The sequence below is a fragment of the Rhodococcus sp. YL-1 genome, from assembly GCF_001942025.1.
Taxonomy (GTDB): Bacteria; Actinomycetota; Actinomycetes; order Mycobacteriales; family Mycobacteriaceae; genus Rhodococcus_F; species Rhodococcus_F qingshengii.
The window spans coordinates 5,409,956-5,431,536 of the sequence record NZ_CP017299.1 but is presented as its reverse complement, the minus strand read 5'-3'; the positions used below and the strand labels follow the sequence as shown (position 1 = coordinate 5,431,536).

Sequence of the window (21,581 nt, the reverse complement as noted above, 5' to 3'; positions counted from 1 at the left end):
ATCGAGGTCAGGGCCTTTCTTTGCGCCGAGCTACTTCTGTGTCGAGCTACTTCTGTGTCGAACTACTTCTGTGTCGAACTACTTCTTCGAGACGCGGAGCAGCTTCTTGTTGACGAACTCGTCCATTCCCCACGGACCCAGCTCGCGGCCGACTCCGGAGCGCTTGACTCCGCCGAAGGGCAGACCGGGCAACGTCGTTCCGTGCTCGTTGACGAACGCCATTCCCACGTCGAGATCTGCAGCGACCGACCGGGCGGAATCGAGATCGCTGCTCCAGACGGATCCGCTCAGGCCGTAGACCGACGAATTGGCAAGTTCCACAGCCTCGCTGGCCGACTTGACCTTGTAGACGACTCCGGCAGGTCCGAACAGTTCTTCGCTGTAGGCCCGCATGTCCGGTGTCACGTCTGCGAGCAATGTCGGTTGAACGTAGGCGCCCGGGCCGTCGATCTTCTTTCCACCGGTCAGCAGCGTGGCACCCTTGGACACAGCGTCGTCGATCTGCTCGATCAGAGTATCTGCCGCGCTCTGCGAAGAGAGTGGACCCAACACTGTGGATTCGTCCAACGGGTCACCGGCAGTGACGGATTCGAAGGACGTCGCCAACTTGTTGGTGAAGTCGTCGTAGAAATCTTCGGTGACGATGAAACGCTTGGCCGCGTTGCAGGCCTGGCCGGCATTGGACAGACGTGCCTTGGTTGCGGACTTGACGGTGGCATCCATGTCGTCGGAATCGAGGACGATGAACACGTCTGATCCGCCGAGTTCGAGGACGACCTTCTTGAGATTGCGTCCGGCAGTTTCGGCGACGCTGGTTCCGGCGCGTTCGCTGCCGGTCAGTGACACACCTTGAACTCGGGGATCGGCGATCATGTCCGCGATCTGCTCGTTGGTCGCGAAGACGTTGACGTAGGCGTCGTCCGGCAATCCGGCTTGTCGCAGAATCTCTTCCATCAGCAGCGCCGACTGCGGACAGTTCGATGCGTGCTTGAGAATGATCGTGTTACCGAGCATCAGATTCGGTGCCGCGAAGCGGGCGACTTGGTAGTACGGGAAGTTCCACGGCATGACGCCGATGAGAGCGCCGATCGGTCGCCGGTACACAACCGACTCCTCGGCCCCGGGAACGTCGAGTCGTTCTTCCTCGAGCAGTGCCGGACCGTGGTCTGCATACCACTGATAGATCGCGGCCGAGAGTTGTACTTCGCCCTTGGCCTCGCGGACCGGCTTACCCATCTCCAAGGAGATCATTCGGGCCAGTTCGTCTGCGCGCTCTGTGTACAGTTCGGCGGTCTTGCTCAGGACTGCCGCACGCTGCTGTGGCGCACTGTTGCGCCAGGTCAAGTAGCCGCGATGCGTGTTCGCAAGTGCGGCTTCAACTCCGGCGTCATCCAAAGTATCGAATTCCCTGACGGTTTCACCTGTCGCGGGATTGACTGTTTTGTAATTAGCCATAGTTGTACAACGTGCGGAAGGGGCTCGAAGATTCCCGAAACGCGCAATCACATTGAATCGGCTCAACAGGTTTCGATCAAATCCCGGCTGGGTACCATGTCACGCCACCTTGGGACGATGGGTGCGCTCGTAGCCCTTGCGGTCGTAGAAACGGGTGGTCACGATGCCGAGTACGACGCCGATCAGTAGCCCCACCAACGTCATCCAGACGGCATGCAGCAGGCCTGCCTCACCGCGTGCGCCGAAGAACAGGATCGATCGCGTGCCCATGTAGATCTGGTGCATCGGCTCGAATTGCGCCAGCCAGGCATACAACCTGGGGCTGGCTTCGAGGGGGATGGTGCCACCGGACGAGGGCAGCGCGAGAATGACGAACACGAACAGGTTGATCAACATGCCCAACGAGCCGAACGCGGCCATCACCGACATCGCCGTGATGCCCACCGCTGTGATGACCAGCGCGCCGTACTCCCACAATGCAAGCCCGTGAGTGACCGGCATTCCGAGGGCGCGACTGATCCACTGGAACAACGCGGAGACTATGCCGGACAACACGATCATGAATGCCCATTTGACGAGCAGCGTTCGAAACCTGTTGATACCCACAACGTCGTTCTGAACGAAGAGTGGACCGAATTCGGTAGGCGCGTATCCGAGCATGCCGTCCACCAAGGAATTGACCACGGTTGCTCCGGTGAATCCCGCAAGGACCAACAGCAGCGCGAAATAGAATGCCACCAAACCGAATCCGGTTCCGTCGGGAAGTGGATCGTGGGCAACCGTGAGTACGTTCACCGGGTTTTCGAGCAGCAGGCGGCTCGCTCCGGAGATCTGGGCTCCGGTGCCTCCCGCTTCCAACTGCGCGGTGACAAGGGCGGTGAGTTGCTCGCCCATGTTCTTGTTGACCGAGGCGAGGGCTGTGGTTCCGATCGACTGGACCAGCGATGCCGAGACGGAACCGGCGCGAGGATTGGTGTAGATCGTGATGATCGGTTGCTCTACGTCACCGGCGACGACGCTGGCCTCCGCCAGGATGATCGTCCTCTTCGTGAAATCACTGGGAATCACGATCGCGCCGTACAGCGTGCCGGAGCTCAACCGCGATTGGGCTTCGGCGATACCGATCTGCTGCAGGTCGATCTTCTGGTGGTCGATTCCGCTTTCGAGGCCGGCGACGATGTCGTTTCCGAAGTTCTTGCGGTCGGCGGGGTCGCCACCGGGGAGGGTGTCGCCCTCGTCCTGGTTGACCAGGGCGATCGGGAACTGGTCCAGGTGTTTCTTGGGGTCGAGTATTCCGCCCATGTACAACGCTGCCAGCGCAGACATCAAGAGGGTGACCACTATCAATGGTGTCAACCAGAATCGTGGTGTGTGCATGACGGTGCGGGCAGACGGCTCCGTGTTCTTGCTCATCGTCAGTCGACCGGCTTTCGTTCGCGCGGAGTTCCTCGGGCTGAGCGTAAACGCAAAGGTGCGCCGGGGCAGTCTTTCGATCTGCCCGCGGCGCTGGAGACCTGTCCGGTCGGCGACAGGCCGGATTGCCGGCAGTCTCATCCGAAAAGGCTGAGAACGGATCGGTAGGGTATGGCCCGCGGCAACCCTGCCGAGACGATTTCGGAGAAACCGTTGACCAACGTGCTGATAGTTGTCCTGATACTCGTAGTGATCGCTGCCGTCGTGTTTGTGGTCCTGCGTGGACGCCAGGGCAAGCCGAATGCTCGCGTCGACCCGCTCGCCGACTATCCCGAGGTGTACGACCCCCACAAGATCGGGGTCGGCGACATCATCACGTACGCGGGTATCGACCATGTTGTTCGAGGGACCATCACGCTCGACGAAGAGGGGTACATCTGGCGTGAGCACCTTCTCGACGGTTCGACCGGTCGTCGTTGGTTGACGGTCGAGGACGACGAGGGCGAATTGGAGATGACTCTCTGGATGCGTCGAGAAGGAACCAACCTGGTCCCGAACGGCGACGTCATTCTCGACGACAAGGTTCACCGCAAGATCGAAAGTGGAACGGCGAAGTTCACGGCCGAGGGTACGACGGGTACGGCCCCTTCCGGCTCGATGGAATACGCGGACTATGCGACCGCCGACAAGACCGGCCTGATTGCATTCGAGAAGTGGGCGCGCGGACAGTCGTGGGAGGTTTCCACGGGACGGGCGGTCACTCGCAGCGAACTCACTGTCATCCACTCGGGCCCCCCGGAATGAGCCTGTATCTACTCGACGTGGAGCCGACCGACGTGGATGCCTCGGCACTGGGGTTGGTACTGGGAGCTCCTGCGCCACCGACCCTCGCCGAGTTGGTGATCGGAACTTCCGACGCGACGCTGACCCTCGGAGTGCTGGGGGCTTCGCACGTGGTGACGGCCTGGGCGTCGGGAAAGAAACTGACCGAACAGGTTTCGTGCGATGCTCTTGCAGTCGGCGGTGAACTACTGCCCGCAGTGGAGTCCACGCAAAACTACCGGTTCGAGTCTTCCTCACTGGTGATGGACCGGGTCGAATTCGACTCGGAAGCTGCGTCGTTGAAAGAGTCCGCCGGCCACGACGGTTGGATCTGCGGATCCTTTCCCGGTGACGACACGGCTTTGACCGCTTTGTATGGCGTGCGAGACCGCCAGGGGTGGAGTTGGCAGAGTTGGCATTTGTACCCGGGGGAGGGGACAGGAGTGATCGTGAAGACACGCAGCAGGTGGCAGCCGTGAGGGGGCGGACGTGGTTGGCTCCGGTGATGCTGGCGGCCGCAATTGTCTTGTCGGCGTGCGGTGGTGGAGCCAAAGACTTCATCGCGGACAACTATTCCAAGACGTCCCAGGATGGCGACGTCGTGTTGTACTCGTCGAAAGATCCAGTGGGCACGACCGTCTCACGGATTGTCGACGCGGACGAACCAGCGGCGCGAAGTGCTGACGGCGGCAACGAATACCTGCGCTACGACGACGACATCGTCACTGTCAGTTCGGCTTCGGGCGGTGGCAGCACCATCAAGGTAGAGGACATCGACGGCACGTATCGCAGCGGCGGATACGCGTACCTGGGACCGGGCTTCAACCCGGGATCCCCGGCGGGTGGAAGCAGTGGCAGCGGCGGCTCGGGTAGTGCCAAATGACGGTAATGCTCAATGAGAAGGAGAACGGCGTGACGAACATCTTTGCATCCACTTCCGTCGAGATCGGGACGGTGGATCCGGCATTGCTCGTCGGGGGCGTTCTCGGCACCCTCGCCTACTTCGTCGTCGGTGCAGCGGTTCTGGCGACGGGATTCCTGGTCCTCGACCTCATGACACCCGGAAATCTCCGCCACCAGGTTTACGTCGACAAGAACCCGAACGCTGCGATTCTGTTGGCCTCCAATCATCTTGCGCTGGCGATCATCGTGGTGACGGCAATCCTGACCAGTTCGGACGGCTTTGCTCAGGGACTCGCCGACTCCGCGGTGTACGGACTGTTCGCGATCGTGTTGCAAGCGATCGCGCTGCGATTGATGAACGCATTCCTTCCCGGCAAGTTGGTTGCGCTGGTGCAGGATCCGAAGATGTGTGGCGCCGCGTGGGCTGTGGGTGTGAGCTTGCTGTCCATCGGTTTGGTGAACGCCGCAGCGCTCACCTGATGGTTGCCGCTGATCCCGATGTGACAGTTGACGAGCGTTCGACGATGCTCGGCCCGCGTGCACGCGTCCTTCTCCTTGCGGCTGTTGCGGCGTGCGCTGCGTGTGGCCTGATCTACGAGCTGGCCCTGTTGACACTCAGCGTGAGTCTGACCGGCGGCGGCATCACCCAGACGTCGTTGATCGTCGCGGGATTTGTTGCGGCTCTGGGTATCGGAGCGCTGGCCGCCAAACCTCTGCTGGGACACGCTGCCGTTTCGTTCGTGACGGTCGAGATACTGCTCGGGCTGATCGGCGGATTCAGTGCCGTCACGCTGTACGTGACCTTCACGTTCTTCGGTTCCAGCGCAGCAGTTCTGGTGGCGGCGACCGCGCTGATCGGCATCCTCGTCGGTGCCGAAGTGCCTCTGCTGATGACGCTCCTGCAGTCCGGTCGCAGCGACAACGACGCACAGAGCACCGGAAAGGTACTGGCCAACCTCAATGCCGCCGACTACCTCGGCGCATTGATCGGTGGTCTGCTGTGGCCGTTCGTACTGTTGCCGTGGGCGGGAATGATTCGCGGTGCCGCACTCACCGGCATGATCAATCTCGTGGCTGCGGCAGTGGTCGCGCTGATACTCCTTCGGTGGCAGCTCAGCCTGCGCGCACGATCGATCGCCGTCGTCGCAATGCTGTTGGCAGCAAGTTTGATCGGATGGTTGCTGATCGCAGCGTCGGACATCGAGACCACGTCGAGGCAGCGGCTCTACACCGATCCCGTGGTGGCCGCCGAGCGATCGGTGTACCAGGAAATCGTCGTCACCGAGCGGGGGAACGACGTGCGCCTGTTCCTCGACGGAGACCTGCAGTTCTCCAGTGTCGACGAGCATCGGTACACGGAGTCGCTGGTGTATCCGGCCCTGGTGAACGACCCCCGGCGCGTGCTGATTCTGGGCGGCGGTGACGGCCTCGCTGCACGGGAAGTGCTGCGAATGAACAGCGTCGAGCAGATCGTTCAAGTGGAACTCGATCCGGCAGTCATCGAGTTGGCCAACACGCGTCTTCGTGATCTGAACGAGGGAGCGCTCGAGGATCCACGGGTGGACGTCGTACTCGACGACGCGTTTCGGTGGCTGCGAGAGCGTCCGGAACCGGGTTTCGATGCGGTGATCGTCGACCTCCCAGATCCCGACACCCCCGCACTTGGCCGCTTGTATTCGATGGAGTTCTACGGACTTGCCGCTGCCGCGATGAATCCGGGCGGGCTGATGGTCGTCCAATCCGGCAGCCCGTACTCGACGCCGGATGCGTACTGGCGAACGGTGTCGACGGTATCGGCTGTCGGACTGAGTGTCTCGCCCTACCACGTTTTCGTGCCGAGCTTCGGTGACTGGGGATATGTGCTCGCGCAAGCGGGATCCACTCCACCCGACCTTCGTCTGCCCGCTGATGTGCCGGAACTACGGTTCCTCGACGAGCCGACGCTGGCGTCGGCCTCGGTGTTTCCTCGCGATCGCCCGAGGCGGGAGTTGGAGCCCTCGACGCTCGACCGGCCACGCATCGTCGACGATATGCGCAAGGGCTACGAACGCTGAACTCCCGACCGAGTAGCTTGAATCGAGACTCTCGGCCACGACGGAGGTACGGATGACTGTTCGGATCGAGGAGCACGCACCGGGAGTTCGGTTGCTCACGATGAAGCGCAGGAAGCATTCGCAGCTTTTCATGAAGAAGAGGTGATCGAAATGAACGGTGCACAGTCGCTTATCCAAAGCCTGGTCGACTCGGGCGTCGAGGTGTGCTTCGGCAATCCAGGAACGTCCGAGATGCATTTTGTCGCCGCACTCGATTCCGTTCCGCAGATGCGTGCGGTACTCGGCTTGTTCGAGGGCGCCGTGACCGGTGCCGCGGACGGCTACGCACGGATCGCCGGAAAGCCCGCCGCGACGCTGCTCCATCTGGGCCCCGGTATGGCGAACGGACTGGCGAACCTTCACAACGCGCGCCGCGCCCACACCCCCATCGTGAACATCGTCGGGGACCACGCGACCTACCACCACGGTTTCGACGCTCCTCTCGAATCGAACATCGATGCGCTGACCGAATGGTTGGAGGGGTGGAGTCGACGTTCCGAATCCACCGCGACCGTCGGTAGCGACGCGGCCGACGCCGTTGCCGCCTCGATGAATCCGCCCGGGCACATTGCCACACTTGTCCTCCCTGCCGACGTCTCGTGGGGCGAAGGTGGAGTTCTTGCGGGTCCTCGGGACATACCGCCGCGGGCGGAAGTTTCTGCAAAACAGATCGACTCGGTGGTGGGCGCGCTCAATGCCGAGGGTCGCGCCACGCTACTGCTGGGCGGCGCAGCCTGTTCCGAAGCTGGGCTGCGCGCCGCTTCCCGAATTGCGGTCGCGACCGGTGCACAGATTCTGATCGAGACTTTTCCAGCCAGGCTTCAACGCGGTGCGGGGCTACCGTCATTCGAGCGCTTGGGATACTTCGCCGAGCACGCCACCGAACAACTTCGCGGAACAACTCAGCTGGTTCTGGCCGGAGCGGTTTCGCCGGTCTCGTTCTTTGCGTATCCCGGAAAACCGAGCGATCTGGCACCGGAGGGTGCTGCGGTGACAACGCTGGCAAGCGTCGGCGACGATGTTGCCGGTGCACTGGAGGCAGTGGCCGAACTCGTGGCACCGGGAGTCGAACCTGTTTTGCAGGAAGCGAATCGGCCGGCGCTGCCGAGCGGGCCTCTGGACGTTCGAAATTGGGCCGACGTGATCGGCGCCCTGCTGCCAGGCGACGCCATCATCTCCGACGAGGCGGCGACTTCCGGTTGGGCGATCCCGATTGCCCTTGCCGGAGCGCCGCGCCACGACGTGCTCACGCTCACCGGAGGTGCCATCGGCCAGGGCATCCCGGTGGCGACGGGCGCCGCTGTGGCAGCGCCGGAGCGACCGGTGATCAATCTCGAAGCCGACGGAAGCGCGATGTACACCATCACGGCGTTGTGGACGCAGGCGCGAGAGATGTTGAACGTCACGACGATTCTGCTCAACAATCGCGCATACGCCATCCTGCGTGGCGAACTGCAACGAGTCGGCGCAGAAGGTGGCGGCGTCGTCGCACAGTCGATGTTGGATCTGTCATCTCCGAACATGGACTACGTCAAGATCTCCGAGGGGTTGGGAGTGCCCGCGTCGCGGGCGAACACAGCGGAGGAGTTGGCCGAACAGTTTGCCGCAGCGCTGGCGGAACCCGGCCCGCATCTCATCGAGGTCATGCTGCCTCCGACGTCGTGATTTCGACCTCGAATCGATCGTCGATCGTGCATTCAACTGGAGGTTTTCGGTGCTAGCTGCGATCGGTTTGTCTCTTCCGATTGCCCTCGGCCTGCTTTTCGTCTCGATGCCCATGGCGGTGATCGTGCTCGTCATGATCACCGCTGGAGCACATCGAGGGGCGGCATCTTTTCTACTCGGGTGGGTCCTCGGAATCTCGGCAGTCGTCGCGGTGACCATCGTGATCGCGGACTATTCGTTTGCGGAGTCGGAGTCGTCGCAGACTTCGGTGTGGTCGAGCGTCGTACGAATCGTGTTGGGTCTTGTCCTGTTCGGCTTGGCATACAAGCAGTGGCGCGCGCGTCCGCGAAACGGGAGTGAGCCGACAGTTCCGAAGTGGATGAAGAGCGTCGACGGGTTGACTCCGCGGAAGGCGTTCGGATTGGCGTTCTTGTCCGCGGCGGTCAATCCCAAGAATGCAGCGCTGGCGGTATCCGGTGCGGCCACTATCGCGGTCGCCACGAATGTCGTTGCCCAACAGATTGTTGCCGCGGTGATCTTCACGGTCATCGCGAGCGTCGGCATCGCGTCGCCGATCCTGGTGAAGGTGTTCTCCGGCAAGCGTGCCGACGAGATCCTCGCGTCCGCGAAGGCATGGATGACCGCCAACAACGCGGTGATGATGACGGTCATCCTGACGATCCTCGGTGCGACCGTGCTGGGCGAGGGGCTCAGTGGGCTGCAATAGGTCGCCTACCATTGGCGGGTGACTGATTTCGACGACGACGCTGCCGGTTCCATTGCCTCCGCTGCTTTGGCTGTTCTGCGCGAGCAAGGCCCGCTGAGTCTCGAAGAGTGGGCGACCCATCTCGAGGAGTACGGAACTGCGACCGAGTTGGCCGATGTACTCGAGTACCTGTCCGAACCGATGCTCGGGTACCTGCCCAACGGAAAGTACGTCGCTCTCGACACGGTCCTCGAAGGGCTCGTGTTCACTCACCGGCTCAGCGAAGTCGAAATTGCGTCGGACATCCTTGACGCGAGCCCCGACCTGGAACCGATCTTGGCGTTCGGCGACGACGACGGGGCGATCCGGGTGGCCCTGGCGGAAGAAGCAGCCTCCGAACGCGGAGCTGCTCCCTTCCGGAGTCGACGAGTTGTGGTACTTCCGGCCGGAACCCTCGGCGAGTGCGCCGACGGTGATCTCGTCGGCTTGGCTGTCGAAGACGGAACACTTGCGTTTCGTCTGGTCGAGATCGAGGACGAACCCGATCTTGCTCCGGCGCTCGGCGAACTCTTCGAGGAGGACGGAGTCGAGGCCCTGGATTCTGTGTGCTGGCAACTCCTGATCGAGGATCCGTCACTCTTCACGGTTCCTGTTGCGCCGCTGGGTGAGATCTTCGAGGTGGCAGGTTACGAGCACGAGCGTGAGCTACTGGCCCGACGGGGATTCGACTTCGACGCCTACGACCTGCAGATTCGGACAGCCTTGGCGGCCAGTACCTACGACCTGACCCACGACGAGGCAGTCTCTGCCGTTGCGTTTGTCGATCTGGCGGACCGCGGATACACCGACGCGGTCATCGCCGACTTCGATATCGCGGACTGGGCCCACCGTCATGTGAGCGCTGCTCCGGACTCTTTTGTCTCACTGGCAGATCCGGGTGCTGCAGTGGCCGTGTTCGATCTCGGATTTCGGAATCAGGACCCGGTGACCGACGCAATCCTCGAAGCGCTTGCCTCCGAACTGGCCGAGCGAGGGCCACGGTCGGTGCGGGCGGCGGCTCATTGGCTCGCCGGTAAGGCCGTCGATCGGCTGGGACGCGTCCTCGAAGCGGAAGCGCACTACGAGAAAGCGGTCCTTGCCGAATCCGGTTGGGGTCCGGCTTTGTTCGAGCTGGCTCAGTTCGCGTCGGACCGGGGCGACGCGACCCGGGCGCTGTCACTGCTCGGGCGGATCGACGGCGGAACCGAAGAGAATCTCTACGCCGTACTGCGGGACTTCGTCCCAGCCGATCACCCGGAACTCGGACGAAACGACAAGTGTTGGTGCGGTTCCGGCCGCAAGTACAAGGTCTGCCACCTCGGAAAGGCCGATGAATCCGTCAAGGCGGACGGTCGGTGGCTGTACAAGAAGGCATGCCTGTTTGCGTTTGCCTCCGAATTCGTCGACATCGTGACCGGGCTCGACGATCTCGAAAACGAAAATCTCTCCGAGGACGAACTGATCGCGGCCACGATCTTCGACGGCTCGGCACTGGACGTCGCTCTGTTCGAGGGTGGAATCTTTGCCGAATTCTTGGCCAGACGCAGCGAACTACTTCCGGAGGCGGAAGTTGTGACAGCCGCACAGTGGCTCGGAATCCGGAGGTCGGTGTACGAGGTGATCGAAACGTCCGACACCGGCGTCGTGCTGCTCGATCGTGGGTCCAAGGAGACCGTCACGGTTGCTCACTCGGTCGAAGGCAAGCCAGGTGATGTGATCAGTGCTCGGGTCCTGACGGCCCCCACTGGCGCGTTTGCGGTGGGTGTTGTGGTCATGGCAACGGAATCGCAGGCTGCGAGGGTGCTCGAGGTTCTCGCTTCCGAAGATCTCGAGGCCGAAGAACTGGTGCGCGAGTTGCGTGGAGGCGCCGATCACTCGACCGATGACCGGTGACGATGTATCGAGTCGACCCCGTTAAAGTTGGATAGGTGAACGAACCGATGGATGCCAATGACTTGATCGCCGAAGCCGCGATGGAGTTGTTGCGTGAGCACGGCCCGCAGACAGCGGCGGACTGGGGCACCCTGTTGGCTGACGCCGGGCACGGTACAGCCGAGGACATGACCGAATTCGTCGAGTACGTCGAGGACCCGTTGCTCGGATACTTGAGTGAGGAACGGTACGCCGCCCTCGACACGTTGTTCGAGCATCGAGTGTTGACCCATCGGCTCACCGAAGCGGAAATCAGGTCCGGCGTTCTCGACGCGAACCCCGATCTGATGATGCTGCGGGTTTTCCTCGATCGTGACGACGACGAAATCCACGGCATCAGCGTCGTGCACCGCGGGACCGACGACGATCTATTGGCTGATCGTGGGATCGAAGATCCGGAGTTCCCACACGACGAAGGCTTTCTGCTCGACACCGACACCCTTGCCGAGTGCTCGGAAGGTGACTTGATCGGATTGTTCGTCGCTGACCGTGAGCTGACGCTCTGCACCATCCCCGAGGTACTGGATCCCGCACCCGGATTCGGCGAGCACCTGGCGACGGTCCTTGCCGACATCGGTGCTGACACCCTCGATGCCATTGTCTGGCAGTTGATGCTCGACGAGCCGTCGCTGTTCCGTCAGCCGACCGCCCCGCTGGGCGAGATGCTCGAGGCGTCAGGTTACGTCCGCGACGGTGACTACGTTGCGGTCGACGGATTCGATTTCGAGGCATACCACCTGGCGAACCGGGCCCGCATGCTCGAGGTCCGCGAGAATCTGCACCCCGAAGAAGCCGCGTCGGTGATCGCCTTCGTCGATGTGGTCATGGCCGCGAAAGCCGAAGGCGTCGACGATGTCTCGGACTGGGCGCGCAAGCAGATCAAGGAGGATCCGCAGGCCTTCGCAGGCCTCGCCGAGCCGCCCGCGGCTGCGGCAGCGTTGGAGCTGTTGTCCGAACTCGACGATCATGATTCCGTATTGCATTCTGTTGCAACTGCTCTCGCCGAAAAAGGGTCGCGTCGTGTCAAGCCGGCAGCGCACTGGCTGGCGGGCAAGGCTTCGGATCGTCTCGGCAAGATCCTGGCCGCTGAGGCGTCGTACGAAACTGCGCACGATCTAGATCCCGACTGGACTCCCGCGATCTTCGATCTGGCGCTACTGGCCGCCGATCGAAGCGATGTGACGCGCGCGCTGGCTTTGCTGGGCCGAATCGAGGGTGGCGAGTCCGAGGTTCTGCACGAGGTTCTTCAGCGCTACGCCCCGGCCGAGCACCCCGAACTCGGACGAAATGACAAGTGCTGGTGCGGTTCCGGTCGAAAGTTCAAGGTTTGCCATCTCGGTAAGTCCGAGGTGACGTTCGACGACCGGGCCAGCTGGCTCTACGTCAAGGCTCAGTTGTTCTCGCGCACGCCGGAGTACTTCGACGCCGTGTTCGATCTTGCGCTCATCCGTGCCGAGCAGTTCAACAGCGAAGAAGCACTGACGCTGGCCGTCGAAGGTGGTTTGGCCGTCGACGCTGCCTTGTTCGATGCGGGTATTTTCGCAGCTTTTGTCGAGCGCCGCGGAGAACTGCTGCCTGCCGACGAACGCGAACTGGCCGATCAGTGGTTGTCGATTCCGCGCTCGGTGTACAAGGTCGCCTCGACGGAGCCGGGACAGTTGGTGACCCTCAGCGACGTCCGCAACGGCCATCTGGTGAAGGTCACGGACGAGTGGGGCTCGCTGAACCTCGAGCCAGGCACACTCGTGTGTGCTCGTGTTCTTCCGGCCGGGTCCACGATGCGCACGTTCGGTGGCATCGAACCGCTTGCGGTAGAAGACAAGAAGGAGTTGATCCAACTGATCGAGTCGGTGGATACCGAACCGGGTCAGCTGGTGGAGTTCCTCAGCCGCGGCCTTGCCGGTGCGCCTTTCCGGTAGCGCGAACTACCAAAAAGGCGCACGGGGCCGGAGGCCCTAGGGCGTTACCTGAGCCAACATCATCTGCTCGAAACCCTCACCGTACGGCGGGAGCATTCCCCATTCACCGCGTGGGTCATGCTGCGCTGCTTCGAATACCGTTCGCGCGTGACTGAACTCCAGGAAACCCTCACGGCCGTGGTAGTGCCCGATGCCCGAAGCCCCGACGCCGCCGAAGGGTGCGTCGCTCAGCCCGGGGTGAGACATCGCGTCGTTGATGGTGACGCCGCCCGAGACGGTGCGTTCGAGTACGGATTCCTTCTCGTCCAGATCGGTTCCGAAGTAGTACAGCGCCAACGGTTTCGGTCGTGAATTGATGTCGGCGACGACGTTGTCGAGTTGGTCGTACGGCAAGACGACGACGGCCGGCCCGAAGATCTCCTCCTTCATGATCTGCGCGTCGGTCGGAGGGTCGACCACGATTCGCAGTGGGCGACGACGAGTGTCTGCGGAGAGTTCTTCGTCGGGAACGGTGATGATTCGTGCCCCACGTTCTTCGGCGTCCGCGATGTACCCCTCGATGCGTGCGAGGTGACGATCGCTGACTATCGAGACCATGTCTTTGTTGTCGGCAATCGTGGGAAACAGTCCCGTGAACTGGTCGGTGAACGCGTCGATGAATGCTTCCGTGTTCTCGCGCGGAACGTAGATCAGATCGGGAGAGACACAGAGTTGACCGGCGTTGGTGGACTTCGCGATAGCCAAACGCGAAGCAGCAGAGCTGATATCGGCACTGCGGCTCAAGACGCTCGGTGACTTGCCGCCGAGTTCGAGGGTGACCGGCACCAGGTTCTTCGCAGCATTGGCCATGACCAGCTTTCCGACGGTCGTGCTGCCGGTGAAGACGAGGTGGTCGAAAGGCAGCGACGTCAGCAGATCAGCGACTTCCGGGCCGCCGGTCACCACCGCGACCTCCACGGGGTCGAGAGTTCGACGAGACGCCTCGGCCAGGACGGCCGCAGTATTGGGCACGATCTCCGACGGTTTGAGAACGGCGCGATTTCCTGCTCCGAGGGCGCAGGCGAGCGGGCTCAGGAGAGTGAACAGGGGAGCATTCCAGGTTCCGATGATGCCGATCGAACCCTTCGGCTGGTACGACACGTACGCCGTGGCACCCAACTGGTCCTGCATCGCTCCGGTAGCTCTCGGTGAGCGAATCATCCACTCTTCGAGCGAATCACGAACGTGCTTGAGTGAAACCATCGACCCGAGAACGTCATTCATCACCGAGTAGGCCGGGATTCGGCCGCCGAAGTCTTCGTTGATCGCCTCGGTCAGATCCTTGTGGTTTGCCACCAGGAGATCGACGACGCGTTGAATGCGCTCGCGTCGTGTCTGCGCGGACGGAAGACCAGCGGCTCGAGTTGCTTCCTGCTGAGCGCGCAGAATCTCTTCGAGATCAGTGGTGACGGCGGCATCGGTGCTCATGGGCACTCCTCGTAGTGGCGAAGTATTGACCGGACCGTATCGACGCGGTGCGAGTGGATGTCCTTTTCGTCTCGTTGACCGGGACGGATTCGATTGGTAGAGAGAACACATGTCGCAGACACAGGTAGAAGACACTGCAGTGAAGATTTCCGTCGAGGAATCGGTGGGACTCGGTTTCCTGACGCTCGATCGGCCGGCGCGGCGCAATCCGCTCTCGGCGGAGACCATGCGTGAGGTGACGGCTGCCCTTGTCGAATTGTCTGTAGACGAGCGCGTGCGGGTCGTGATCGTGCGCGCCGAAGGCCCGGTGTTCTCCGCCGGACACGATCTGACGGAGATGATCGGGAGAACCCTCGAGGACGAGCGGGCGATCTTCGACGGCTGTACCGAGATGATGGAGACCGTACAGCGGATTCCGCAGCCGGTGATTGCCGCAGTACAGGGCCCGGCTATCGCGGCGGGCTGCCAACTGGCCGCGTCGTGTGATCTGGTTGTTGCTGCGTCGAATGCTGTCTTCGGCACGCCGGGCGTCAAGATCGGACTGTTCTGCTCGACGCCCATGGTGGCGCTGAGCAGGGCAGTAGGGCGCAAGCGCTCGATGCAGATGTTGCTCACCGGGCAGACGATCGACGCCGACACCGCTGCGGACTGGGGTCTGGTGAACTTCGTCGTCGCGCCCGAAGACCTGGACCGAGAGGTGCGCGAACTGGCCGCCAAGATCACGACGGCCAGCCCCTTGACGGTGAAGATCGGTAAGCAGGCGTTCTATCGCCAGATCGATCTGCCACAAGCGCAGGCGTACGAGGCGATGGCGGAAACTATGGCAACCAACGCCGTGACCTGCGACGCTCAGGAAGGTATGCAGGCCTTTGTAGACAAGCGAAAGCCCGAATGGCGCAATAAGTAACGATCGCTCTTCCGGTTTAGTTGGACGTCCTATAACCTGAGGCGCATGAGCCTGGATCCACGCACCAACACTGTCGACGGAGTGCTTCGGCGCTCGGCAGCCAAGTACCCCGACCGTGTAGCCGTCGTCTTCGAAGATCGCACTCGCACCTACCGCGAACTCGACGACGCGGTGACGCGGGTCGCCGCCTACTTGCTCGGTCTGGGGCTCGAACACGGCGACCGCGTCGCGGCATACGGAACCAACTCCGACGCCTATGCAATCGGATTTCTTGCCTGTGCACGAGCAGGTTTGGTGCATGTTCCCGTCAATTACGCACTGAAGGGGGAGGAACTCCGGTACCTCGTGGCGCAGTCAGGCGCCCGCGCGGTGTTGGTGGATCCGGCATTGGCGCCGACACTCGACTCGGTACGCTCCGACCTCGATCTCGATCACGTGATCGCACTGCGGGACGCGGAACTGTCCGTCGTCACGATCGGTGAGGCAGGCGAGGTGCCGGTCTTCGAACCGCGTGCGACGTCGACCGATCTGGCGCAACTCCTGTACACCTCGGGCACCACCTCGAAGCCCAAGGGCGCCATGATGTCTCACGGTGCACTGGTTCACGAGTACGTGTCCTCGGTGATCGCGCTCGGCCTCGACAAGAACGACAACCCGCTTATCTGCATGCCGATGTACCACTCCGCGGGCATGCACGTCTTCATGCTGCCGTACCTGTCCGTCGGCGCGACGGTCAGTCTGATGCAGGCGCCGGACATCCCGGAAATCCTGCGCCGTGTCGAAGCCGAAAAGATCGGATCGCTGTTCCTGGCGCCGACCGTGTGGGTACCGCTGGCCAACCATCCGGACCTCGAGACCCGCGATCTGTCGTCGCTGAAGAAGGCGCAGTACGGCGCCTCGATCATGCCGGTCACCGTGCTCAATCGTCTGCGCGAGCGCTACCCGGACATCGGTTTCTACAACTGCTTCGGCCAGTCCGAAATCGGCCCACTGGCAACAGTTCTCCAGCCCAGCGAGCATGCTGATCGCCCGTCTTCCTGTGGTCGCGCGGTGTTCTTCGTCGAAACCCGCGTCGTCGACGCCGACGGAAACGATGTCGCCGACGGTGAGTCCGGCGAGGTTCTCTACCGCTCACCGCAGCTGTGCAACGGCTACTGGGAGAATCCGGAAGCCACCGCCGAGGCCTTCCGTGACGGCTGGTTCCATTCGGGCGATCTGGTCGTGCGGGACGAAGAAGGTTTCATCACGGTCGTCGACCGGATCAAGGACGTCATCAACACCGGCGGCATCCTGGTGGCGTCACGCGAGGTCGAAGATGCGGTCTACACGCACCCAGCCGTGGCAGAAGTTGCCGTGATCGGTACGCCCGACGACAAGTGGATCGAGGCCGTCACCGCGATCGTCGTGCTCAAGGACGGCAACGACGAGTTGACGCCCGAGGCGTTGATTGCCCACGTCAAGGAGCGAATCGCTCCGTTCAAGGTGCCCAAGCATGTCCGTTTCGTGGCCGAGCTTCCGCGCAACCAGAGCGGCAAGCTACTGAAGCGGGAACTGCGCACCGTCTGAAGCTTGCTATAGGTTCTGCCTTACCTTCGGTTCGTTTTCAGGTCTTTGACTCCGATTGCCTCACGGTATTGACTTCGGGGGACGGCATGGACTTCGGAAACAGCAAGGTGAGTGGTGGGAATGCAGGTCGACGCAGATGACTTCGCAGATATCTTGGCGACTGCGCGGGAGTTCATCCGTAAGGAAGTAGTTCCGCGTGAGCAGGAGATAGCCGACACCGACGCCATTCCTGAGGACATACGCAAGAAGGCCGCAGCTATCGGGCTCTTCGGTTACGCGATCCCTCAGGAATGGGGTGGGCTCGGACTCGATCTCGCCCAAGACGTCGAACTGGCAATGGAATTCGGCTACACGTCTCTGGCGCTGCGTTCGATGTTCGGTACCAACAACGGAATTGCCGGACAGGTGCTGGTCGGCTTCGGTACCGACGAGCAGAAGGCTCAGTGGCTCGAGCGCATCGCCTCCGGTGATGTCGTGGCTTCCTTTGCTCTCACCGAACCGGGCGCGGGCTCCAACCCGGCCGGCCTTCGGACCAAGGCAGTGCTGGATGGATCCGACTGGGTGATCGACGGCAACAAGCGGTTCATCACCAATGCTCCACTGGCGCAGCTGTTCGTGGTGTTCGCGCGCACTCGCCCGGCGGATTCCGATGGTCCGGGAATTGCAGTGTTCCTGGTTCCGGCTGACACGCCAGGTGTCACGGTCGGTCCCAAGGACAAGAAGATGGGTCAGGAAGGTGCTTGGACCTCCGAGGTCACCTTCGACAACGTCCGAGTTCCCGAGTCGGCCCTCGTCGGTGGCGACCAGGACACCGGATACCGCGCAGCGATGACGTCTCTCGCGCGCGGACGAGTCCATATCGCGGCGCTCTCGGTGGGAGCAGCACAGCGAGCGCTCGACGAATCTGTCGCGTTCTCCGTGGTCACGGAACAGGGCGGCACCGCGATCGGCGACTTCCAGCTGGTTCAAGCGATGCTGGCAGACCAGCAAGCCGGTGTGATGGCAGGGCGCGCGATGGTGCGCGAGGTGGCCGCGCGGTACGTCAGCGGTGAGGATCGCCGTCTCGGGCCTTCGGCGGCAAAGCTTTTCTGCACCGAGATGGTGGGCAAGGTCGCAGATCTCGCCGTGCAGATCCACGGGGGCAACGGGTACATGCGCGGTGTTCCGGTCGAACGCATCTACCGTGAAGTTCGCCTGTTGCGCCTGTACGAGGGAACCAGCGAGATCCAGCGTCTGATTCTCGGTGGTGGGCTCGTGGCGCAAGCGAAAAAGCAAAACCAGCGCTGACACATTTTCCAGACGAGCTTTAACCTCACGAACGGAGTGGACATGGGATTGTTGGACGGCAAGGTTGCGGTAGTGACCGGCGGAGCCCAGGGCATCGGGCTCGAAATTGCGCGCACCTTCATCAAGGAAGGCGCGACCGTCGTTCTCGGCGACATCAACGAAACCGTGGGAACGGCTGCGGTCGCCGAACTCGGTGGAGAGTCGGTCGCCCGTTTCGCTTCCTGCGACGTGCGTGACTCCGGACAGGTCGAGGCCATGCTCGATCTGGCCGAAAGCGCTTTCGGTCCAGTCGATGTCATGGTCAACAACGCCGGCATGACGCGCGACGCCACGATGCGGAAGATGACCGAGCAGGACTTCGACGACGTGATCGCCGTTCACCTCAAGGGCGCCTGGAACGGAACACGCGCTGCCGCCGCCCGCATGCGCGAGCGTGAGACGGGCGCGATCGTGAACATCTCGTCCATCTCCGGCAAGGTGGGCATGCTCGGGCAGACCAACTACTCGGCCGCGAAGGCCGGGATCGTCGGTCTGACGAAGGCCGCGGCAAAAGAGGTCGCGTTCAAGAACGTTCGCGTCAACGCCGTTCAGCCCGGACTGGTCCGCACGGCGATGACCGAGGCGATGCCCGAACGGATCTGGAACGAGAAGCTTGCCGAGATTCCGATGGGGCGCGCAGCCGAGCCTTCGGAAGTTGCTTCGGTTGTGCTGTTCCTCGCGAGCGACCTCTCGAGCTACATGACCGGCACGGTTCTCGAGATCACCGGCGGCCGCCACATCTGATCCGTCCTGTTCGAGTGCAAGAATTCAGAGTGTGAGAATTCTGGGTGTAAAACTTCTGGGGTGACTACTGACATGGGACAGCCGAACTCGGATCTTCCGCTCGACGGAATCACCGTAGTTGCACTCGAACAGGCGGTGGCGGCACCGCTCGCCACCAGACATCTCGCGGACATGGGTGCGCGGGTGATCAAGATAGAACGCGTCGGCGAGGGTGACTTCGCGCGTCACTACGACCAGGCGGTTCACGGTCAGGCATCACACTTCGTGTGGCTCAACCGTTCCAAGGAATCGATCGCCGTCGACGTGAAGTCGGAAGCCGGCCGGCAGATCCTTCTCGATCTGGTCGCGCGAGCCGATGTGTTCCTGCAGAACCTGGCTCCCGACGCAGCCGCGAGACTGGGGTTCGGCGCGGAGGAACTGCGCGATAAATACCCACGGCTCATCGTGATCGACATGTCCGGCTACGGCAGTGCCGGCCCGCGGCGCGAGCGCAAGGCCTACGACATGTTGGTCCAAGCCGAGACCGGAATGATCTCCGTGACAGGCACACCGGAGACGGCCACCAAGACCGGCATCCCGGTCTCCGACATCGCGGCAGGAATGTACGCGCTGACTTCGATTCTGAGCGCCCTGTTCCGTAGAGAGCGAACGGGCAAGGGAGCGCTCGTCGAGGTCTCGATGTTCGATTCCACCGTCGAGTGGCTGGGCCATCCGATGTACATGAAAATGTATGCGGACAAGCAGATTCCACGTGTCGGTCTCGGCCATGCCGCGATCGTTCCCTACGATTCGTATCCCACGGCCGACGGCGAAATCCTGATCGGCGTCCAGAACGATCGTGGATGGCGAGCGCTGATGGTGGACGTGTTCGAGCGAGAGGATCTGGTCGATCATCCGCGTTACCGCACCAACATCGTGCGCGTCGAAAACCGTGGCGAGGTAGACGAATTGGTGGGCTCTCTGACGCGTCTGTACTCGACGACAGATCTGGATCAGCGTCTGGCCGCCGCTGGTGTTCCGGCCGCGGCACTCAACGACATGGCCGGTCTGCTGGAACATCCGCAGCTGGAGAAGCGTGCCAGGTGGCGGTCCGTGGGCACCGAGAACGGTCCGATCGATGCCGTGCTGCCTCCGATGACGTATTCGGATGTCGAAATGCGCATGGGTGACGTTCCAGCACTCGGCCAGCAGACGGATTCTCTGCTGGCCGAGTTGGGACTTACGGGCGACCGGATCGCGGAACTTCGCCGCGACGGATCGATCGGTTAACGCTTCTAGCGTCGCAGGTTCTCGAACACCGCGGCAATCCCTTGTCCGCCACCGATACACATGGTCTCGATCCCGTACCGTGCCTGGCGCCGGTCGAGTTCGCGCAGCAGATTGGCGAGGATCCGCCCACCGGTAGCGCCGACAGGATGTCCGAGCGAGATCCCGGAACCGTTGACGTTGAAGCGCTCCTCGATGTCCTGCGCGCTCAATCCCCAAGCCTTGGCGCACGCGAGAACCTGGGCGGCGAAGGCCTCGTTGACTTCGATGAGGTCGATGTCGTCCAGCGACAGATCGACACGGGAGAGAGCCTTCGCCACGGCAGGCACCGGTCCGATGCCCATCCGGTTCGGCTCCACACCGGCCACACCCCAGCTGACCAGTTTCGCGAACGGCCGCAGGCCCAGTCGTTCGGCGTTGGCCGCAGTGGTGACGATGGCCGCGGCTCCGGCGTCGTTCTGGCCGCAGGCGTTTCCGGCGGTGACTGTTGCTTCAGGGTCGACGCGACCTCGAATGGGGCGCAGTGCAGCAAGATCGGACAGTTGTATCCCTCGGCGCGGATGCTCGTCTTGGGTGACGACTGTCTGCTCACCACGGCGTCCGGGCACCGAAACGGGAATCGTCTCGTCGTCGAAGTACCCACTGTCTTGGGCGTGAACGGCCCGTTCGTGCGATCGCACCGCGTATCGGTCCTGCTCGTCGCGGGTGATCGAGTACTCCCGGCGCAAGTTCTCGGCGGTCTCGATCATGCCGCCTTCCACCGGAAAGTTGACTCCGCCGGAGTTCGTGCGCGGTTTGGCCAATCGGTCGTGGAACTCGACGGAAGGGCGCTTTGTGCCCCAACGCATGTCGGTGGAGTAGAACTCGGTTCCGCTCATGCTCTCGGCGCCGCCGGCGATGACCAGATCACTCATCCCGGTCTGTACCTGCATCGCGGCGTAGATGATCGCCTGCAATCCCGAACCGCAACGGCGATCGAGTTGTATTCCGGGAACGGACACGTCGAGACCGGCGTCGAGTGCCGCGATTCGCCCGATGGCCGCGGCCTCTCCGTTGGCGTACCCCTGACCGAAGATGACGTCGTCGACATCGGTGGACGCAATGCCGGTTCGTTCGACGAGGCCACGCACAACAGTGCCGGCGAGAGTGGTGACGGGAACGTCCTTGAAGACTCCGCCGAATCCGCCCACCGGGGTGCGAACGGGTTCACAGATGACTGCGTCGTGCATGGAATGCGCCTGTCTCGAGGAGAGGTGGGGAATGCGTCGCGTGAACGGGCCGATCGAAGGGCCCGTCGCGACCTGGCCACTCGAATATCCAGCACGCGTGGCGCGGTTGTCAACAGCAGGAACGACCTG

The 21,581-nt window shown here is 62.3% G+C and carries 18 protein-coding genes; 14 read left to right on the top strand and 4 right to left on the bottom strand.

The annotated features are described in order from the left end of the window. Window positions 1–78: 78 nt before the first annotated feature. Both BH682_RS25185 and BH682_RS25180 read right to left on the bottom strand, forming a co-directional pair. A complete protein-coding gene (locus BH682_RS25185) occupies window positions 79–1,455 on the bottom strand; it encodes an NAD-dependent succinate-semialdehyde dehydrogenase (RefSeq protein ID WP_039973099.1) in 1,377 nt (458 codons plus the stop codon). A gap of 99 nt (window positions 1,456–1,554) precedes the next feature. After that, window positions 1,555–2,868 (bottom strand): YhgE/Pip domain-containing protein, encoded by a 1,314-nt coding sequence (locus BH682_RS25180; RefSeq protein ID WP_063315745.1) that lies wholly within the window; start codon window positions 2,866–2,868, stop codon window positions 1,555–1,557. A 171-nt stretch (window positions 2,869–3,039) separates the two neighbouring features. Between BH682_RS25180 and BH682_RS25175 the strand changes: the two genes are divergently transcribed. The 9 genes from BH682_RS25175 (at window position 3,040) to BH682_RS25135 (ending at window position 12,947) form a co-directional block, all read left to right on the top strand. After that, the gene (locus tag BH682_RS25175; RefSeq protein WP_050654601.1) at window positions 3,040–3,672 is read left to right on the top strand and encodes a DUF4178 domain-containing protein; all 633 of its coding nucleotides are present in this window, start codon (window positions 3,040–3,042) and stop codon (window positions 3,670–3,672) included. Further along, the gene (locus BH682_RS25170) at window positions 3,669–4,169 is read left to right on the top strand and encodes a DUF2617 family protein (RefSeq protein WP_063315746.1); all 501 of its coding nucleotides are present in this window, start codon (window positions 3,669–3,671) and stop codon (window positions 4,167–4,169) included. The genes BH682_RS25175 and BH682_RS25170 overlap by 4 nt, the downstream gene beginning before the upstream one ends. Then, complete coding sequence (locus tag BH682_RS25165) at window positions 4,157–4,573, top strand: DUF4247 domain-containing protein (RefSeq protein ID WP_037128670.1); 417 nt, start codon at window positions 4,157–4,159, stop codon at window positions 4,571–4,573. Before BH682_RS25170 ends, BH682_RS25165 begins: the two co-directional genes overlap by 13 nt. Next, a complete protein-coding gene (locus tag BH682_RS25160; protein ID WP_042448576.1) occupies window positions 4,570–5,073 on the top strand; it encodes a DUF350 domain-containing protein in 504 nt (167 codons plus the stop codon). Before BH682_RS25165 ends, BH682_RS25160 begins: the two co-directional genes overlap by 4 nt. Beyond that, a complete protein-coding gene (locus BH682_RS25155; RefSeq protein WP_007729559.1) occupies window positions 5,073–6,647 on the top strand; it encodes a polyamine aminopropyltransferase in 1,575 nt (524 codons plus the stop codon). Before BH682_RS25160 ends, BH682_RS25155 begins: the two co-directional genes overlap by 1 nt. Before the next feature lie 150 nt (window positions 6,648–6,797). After that, window positions 6,798–8,351, top strand: a complete 1,554-nt coding sequence (locus BH682_RS25150) for an acetolactate synthase large subunit (protein ID WP_063316036.1) — start codon at window positions 6,798–6,800, stop codon at window positions 8,349–8,351. Between the two features lie 49 nt (window positions 8,352–8,400). Beyond that, window positions 8,401–9,078: a GAP family protein gene (locus BH682_RS25145; RefSeq protein WP_030537205.1), complete on the top strand. Its 678-nt coding sequence runs from the start codon at window positions 8,401–8,403 to the stop codon at window positions 9,076–9,078. An 18-nt stretch (window positions 9,079–9,096) separates the two neighbouring features. Beyond that, window positions 9,097–10,989, top strand: coding sequence for an SEC-C domain-containing protein (locus BH682_RS25140; RefSeq protein ID WP_075834443.1), 1,893 nt, complete (start codon window positions 9,097–9,099; stop codon window positions 10,987–10,989). A gap of 35 nt (window positions 10,990–11,024) precedes the next feature. Beyond that, complete coding sequence (locus tag BH682_RS25135; protein WP_223304609.1) at window positions 11,025–12,947, top strand: SEC-C domain-containing protein; 1,923 nt, start codon at window positions 11,025–11,027, stop codon at window positions 12,945–12,947. A 36-nt stretch (window positions 12,948–12,983) separates the two neighbouring features. On the opposite strand, the gene BH682_RS25130 is transcribed toward BH682_RS25135, so the two are convergent. Next, on the bottom strand, window positions 12,984–14,414 hold the full coding sequence (locus tag BH682_RS25130; RefSeq protein ID WP_063315748.1) for a coniferyl aldehyde dehydrogenase: 1,431 nt from the start codon (window positions 14,412–14,414) through the stop codon (window positions 12,984–12,986). 109 nt (window positions 14,415–14,523) lie between these two features. Here BH682_RS25130 and BH682_RS25125 point away from each other — a divergent pair, with 109 nt between their 5' ends. The 5 genes from BH682_RS25125 (at window position 14,524) to BH682_RS25105 (ending at window position 20,226) form a co-directional block, all read left to right on the top strand. Beyond that, complete coding sequence (locus BH682_RS25125; RefSeq protein ID WP_003939812.1) at window positions 14,524–15,321, top strand: enoyl-CoA hydratase; 798 nt, start codon at window positions 14,524–14,526, stop codon at window positions 15,319–15,321. A 45-nt stretch (window positions 15,322–15,366) separates the two neighbouring features. Continuing rightward, window positions 15,367–16,887 carry an acyl-CoA synthetase gene (locus tag BH682_RS25120; protein WP_047272099.1) on the top strand — a complete coding sequence of 507 codons (1,521 nt, stop codon included), beginning with the start codon at window positions 15,367–15,369 and terminating at the stop codon, window positions 16,885–16,887. 120 nt (window positions 16,888–17,007) lie between these two features. Next, window positions 17,008–18,174, top strand: a complete 1,167-nt coding sequence (locus tag BH682_RS25115; RefSeq protein WP_042923971.1) for an acyl-CoA dehydrogenase family protein — start codon at window positions 17,008–17,010, stop codon at window positions 18,172–18,174. Between the two features lie 42 nt (window positions 18,175–18,216). After that, window positions 18,217–18,957 (top strand): 3-oxoacyl-ACP reductase FabG, encoded by a 741-nt coding sequence (gene fabG / locus BH682_RS25110; protein WP_003940214.1) that lies wholly within the window; start codon window positions 18,217–18,219, stop codon window positions 18,955–18,957. Window positions 18,958–19,029: 72 nt separating this feature from the next. Then, the gene (locus BH682_RS25105) at window positions 19,030–20,226 is read left to right on the top strand and encodes a CaiB/BaiF CoA transferase family protein (protein WP_007729534.1); all 1,197 of its coding nucleotides are present in this window, start codon (window positions 19,030–19,032) and stop codon (window positions 20,224–20,226) included. Window positions 20,227–20,231: 5 nt separating this feature from the next. Here the strand turns inward: BH682_RS25105 and BH682_RS25100 are convergent, their stop codons facing one another. Beyond that, entirely contained in the window at window positions 20,232–21,452 is a 1,221-nt protein-coding gene (locus BH682_RS25100; protein ID WP_007729531.1) for an acetyl-CoA C-acetyltransferase, read from the bottom strand. Window positions 21,453–21,581: the final 129 nt, after the last annotated feature.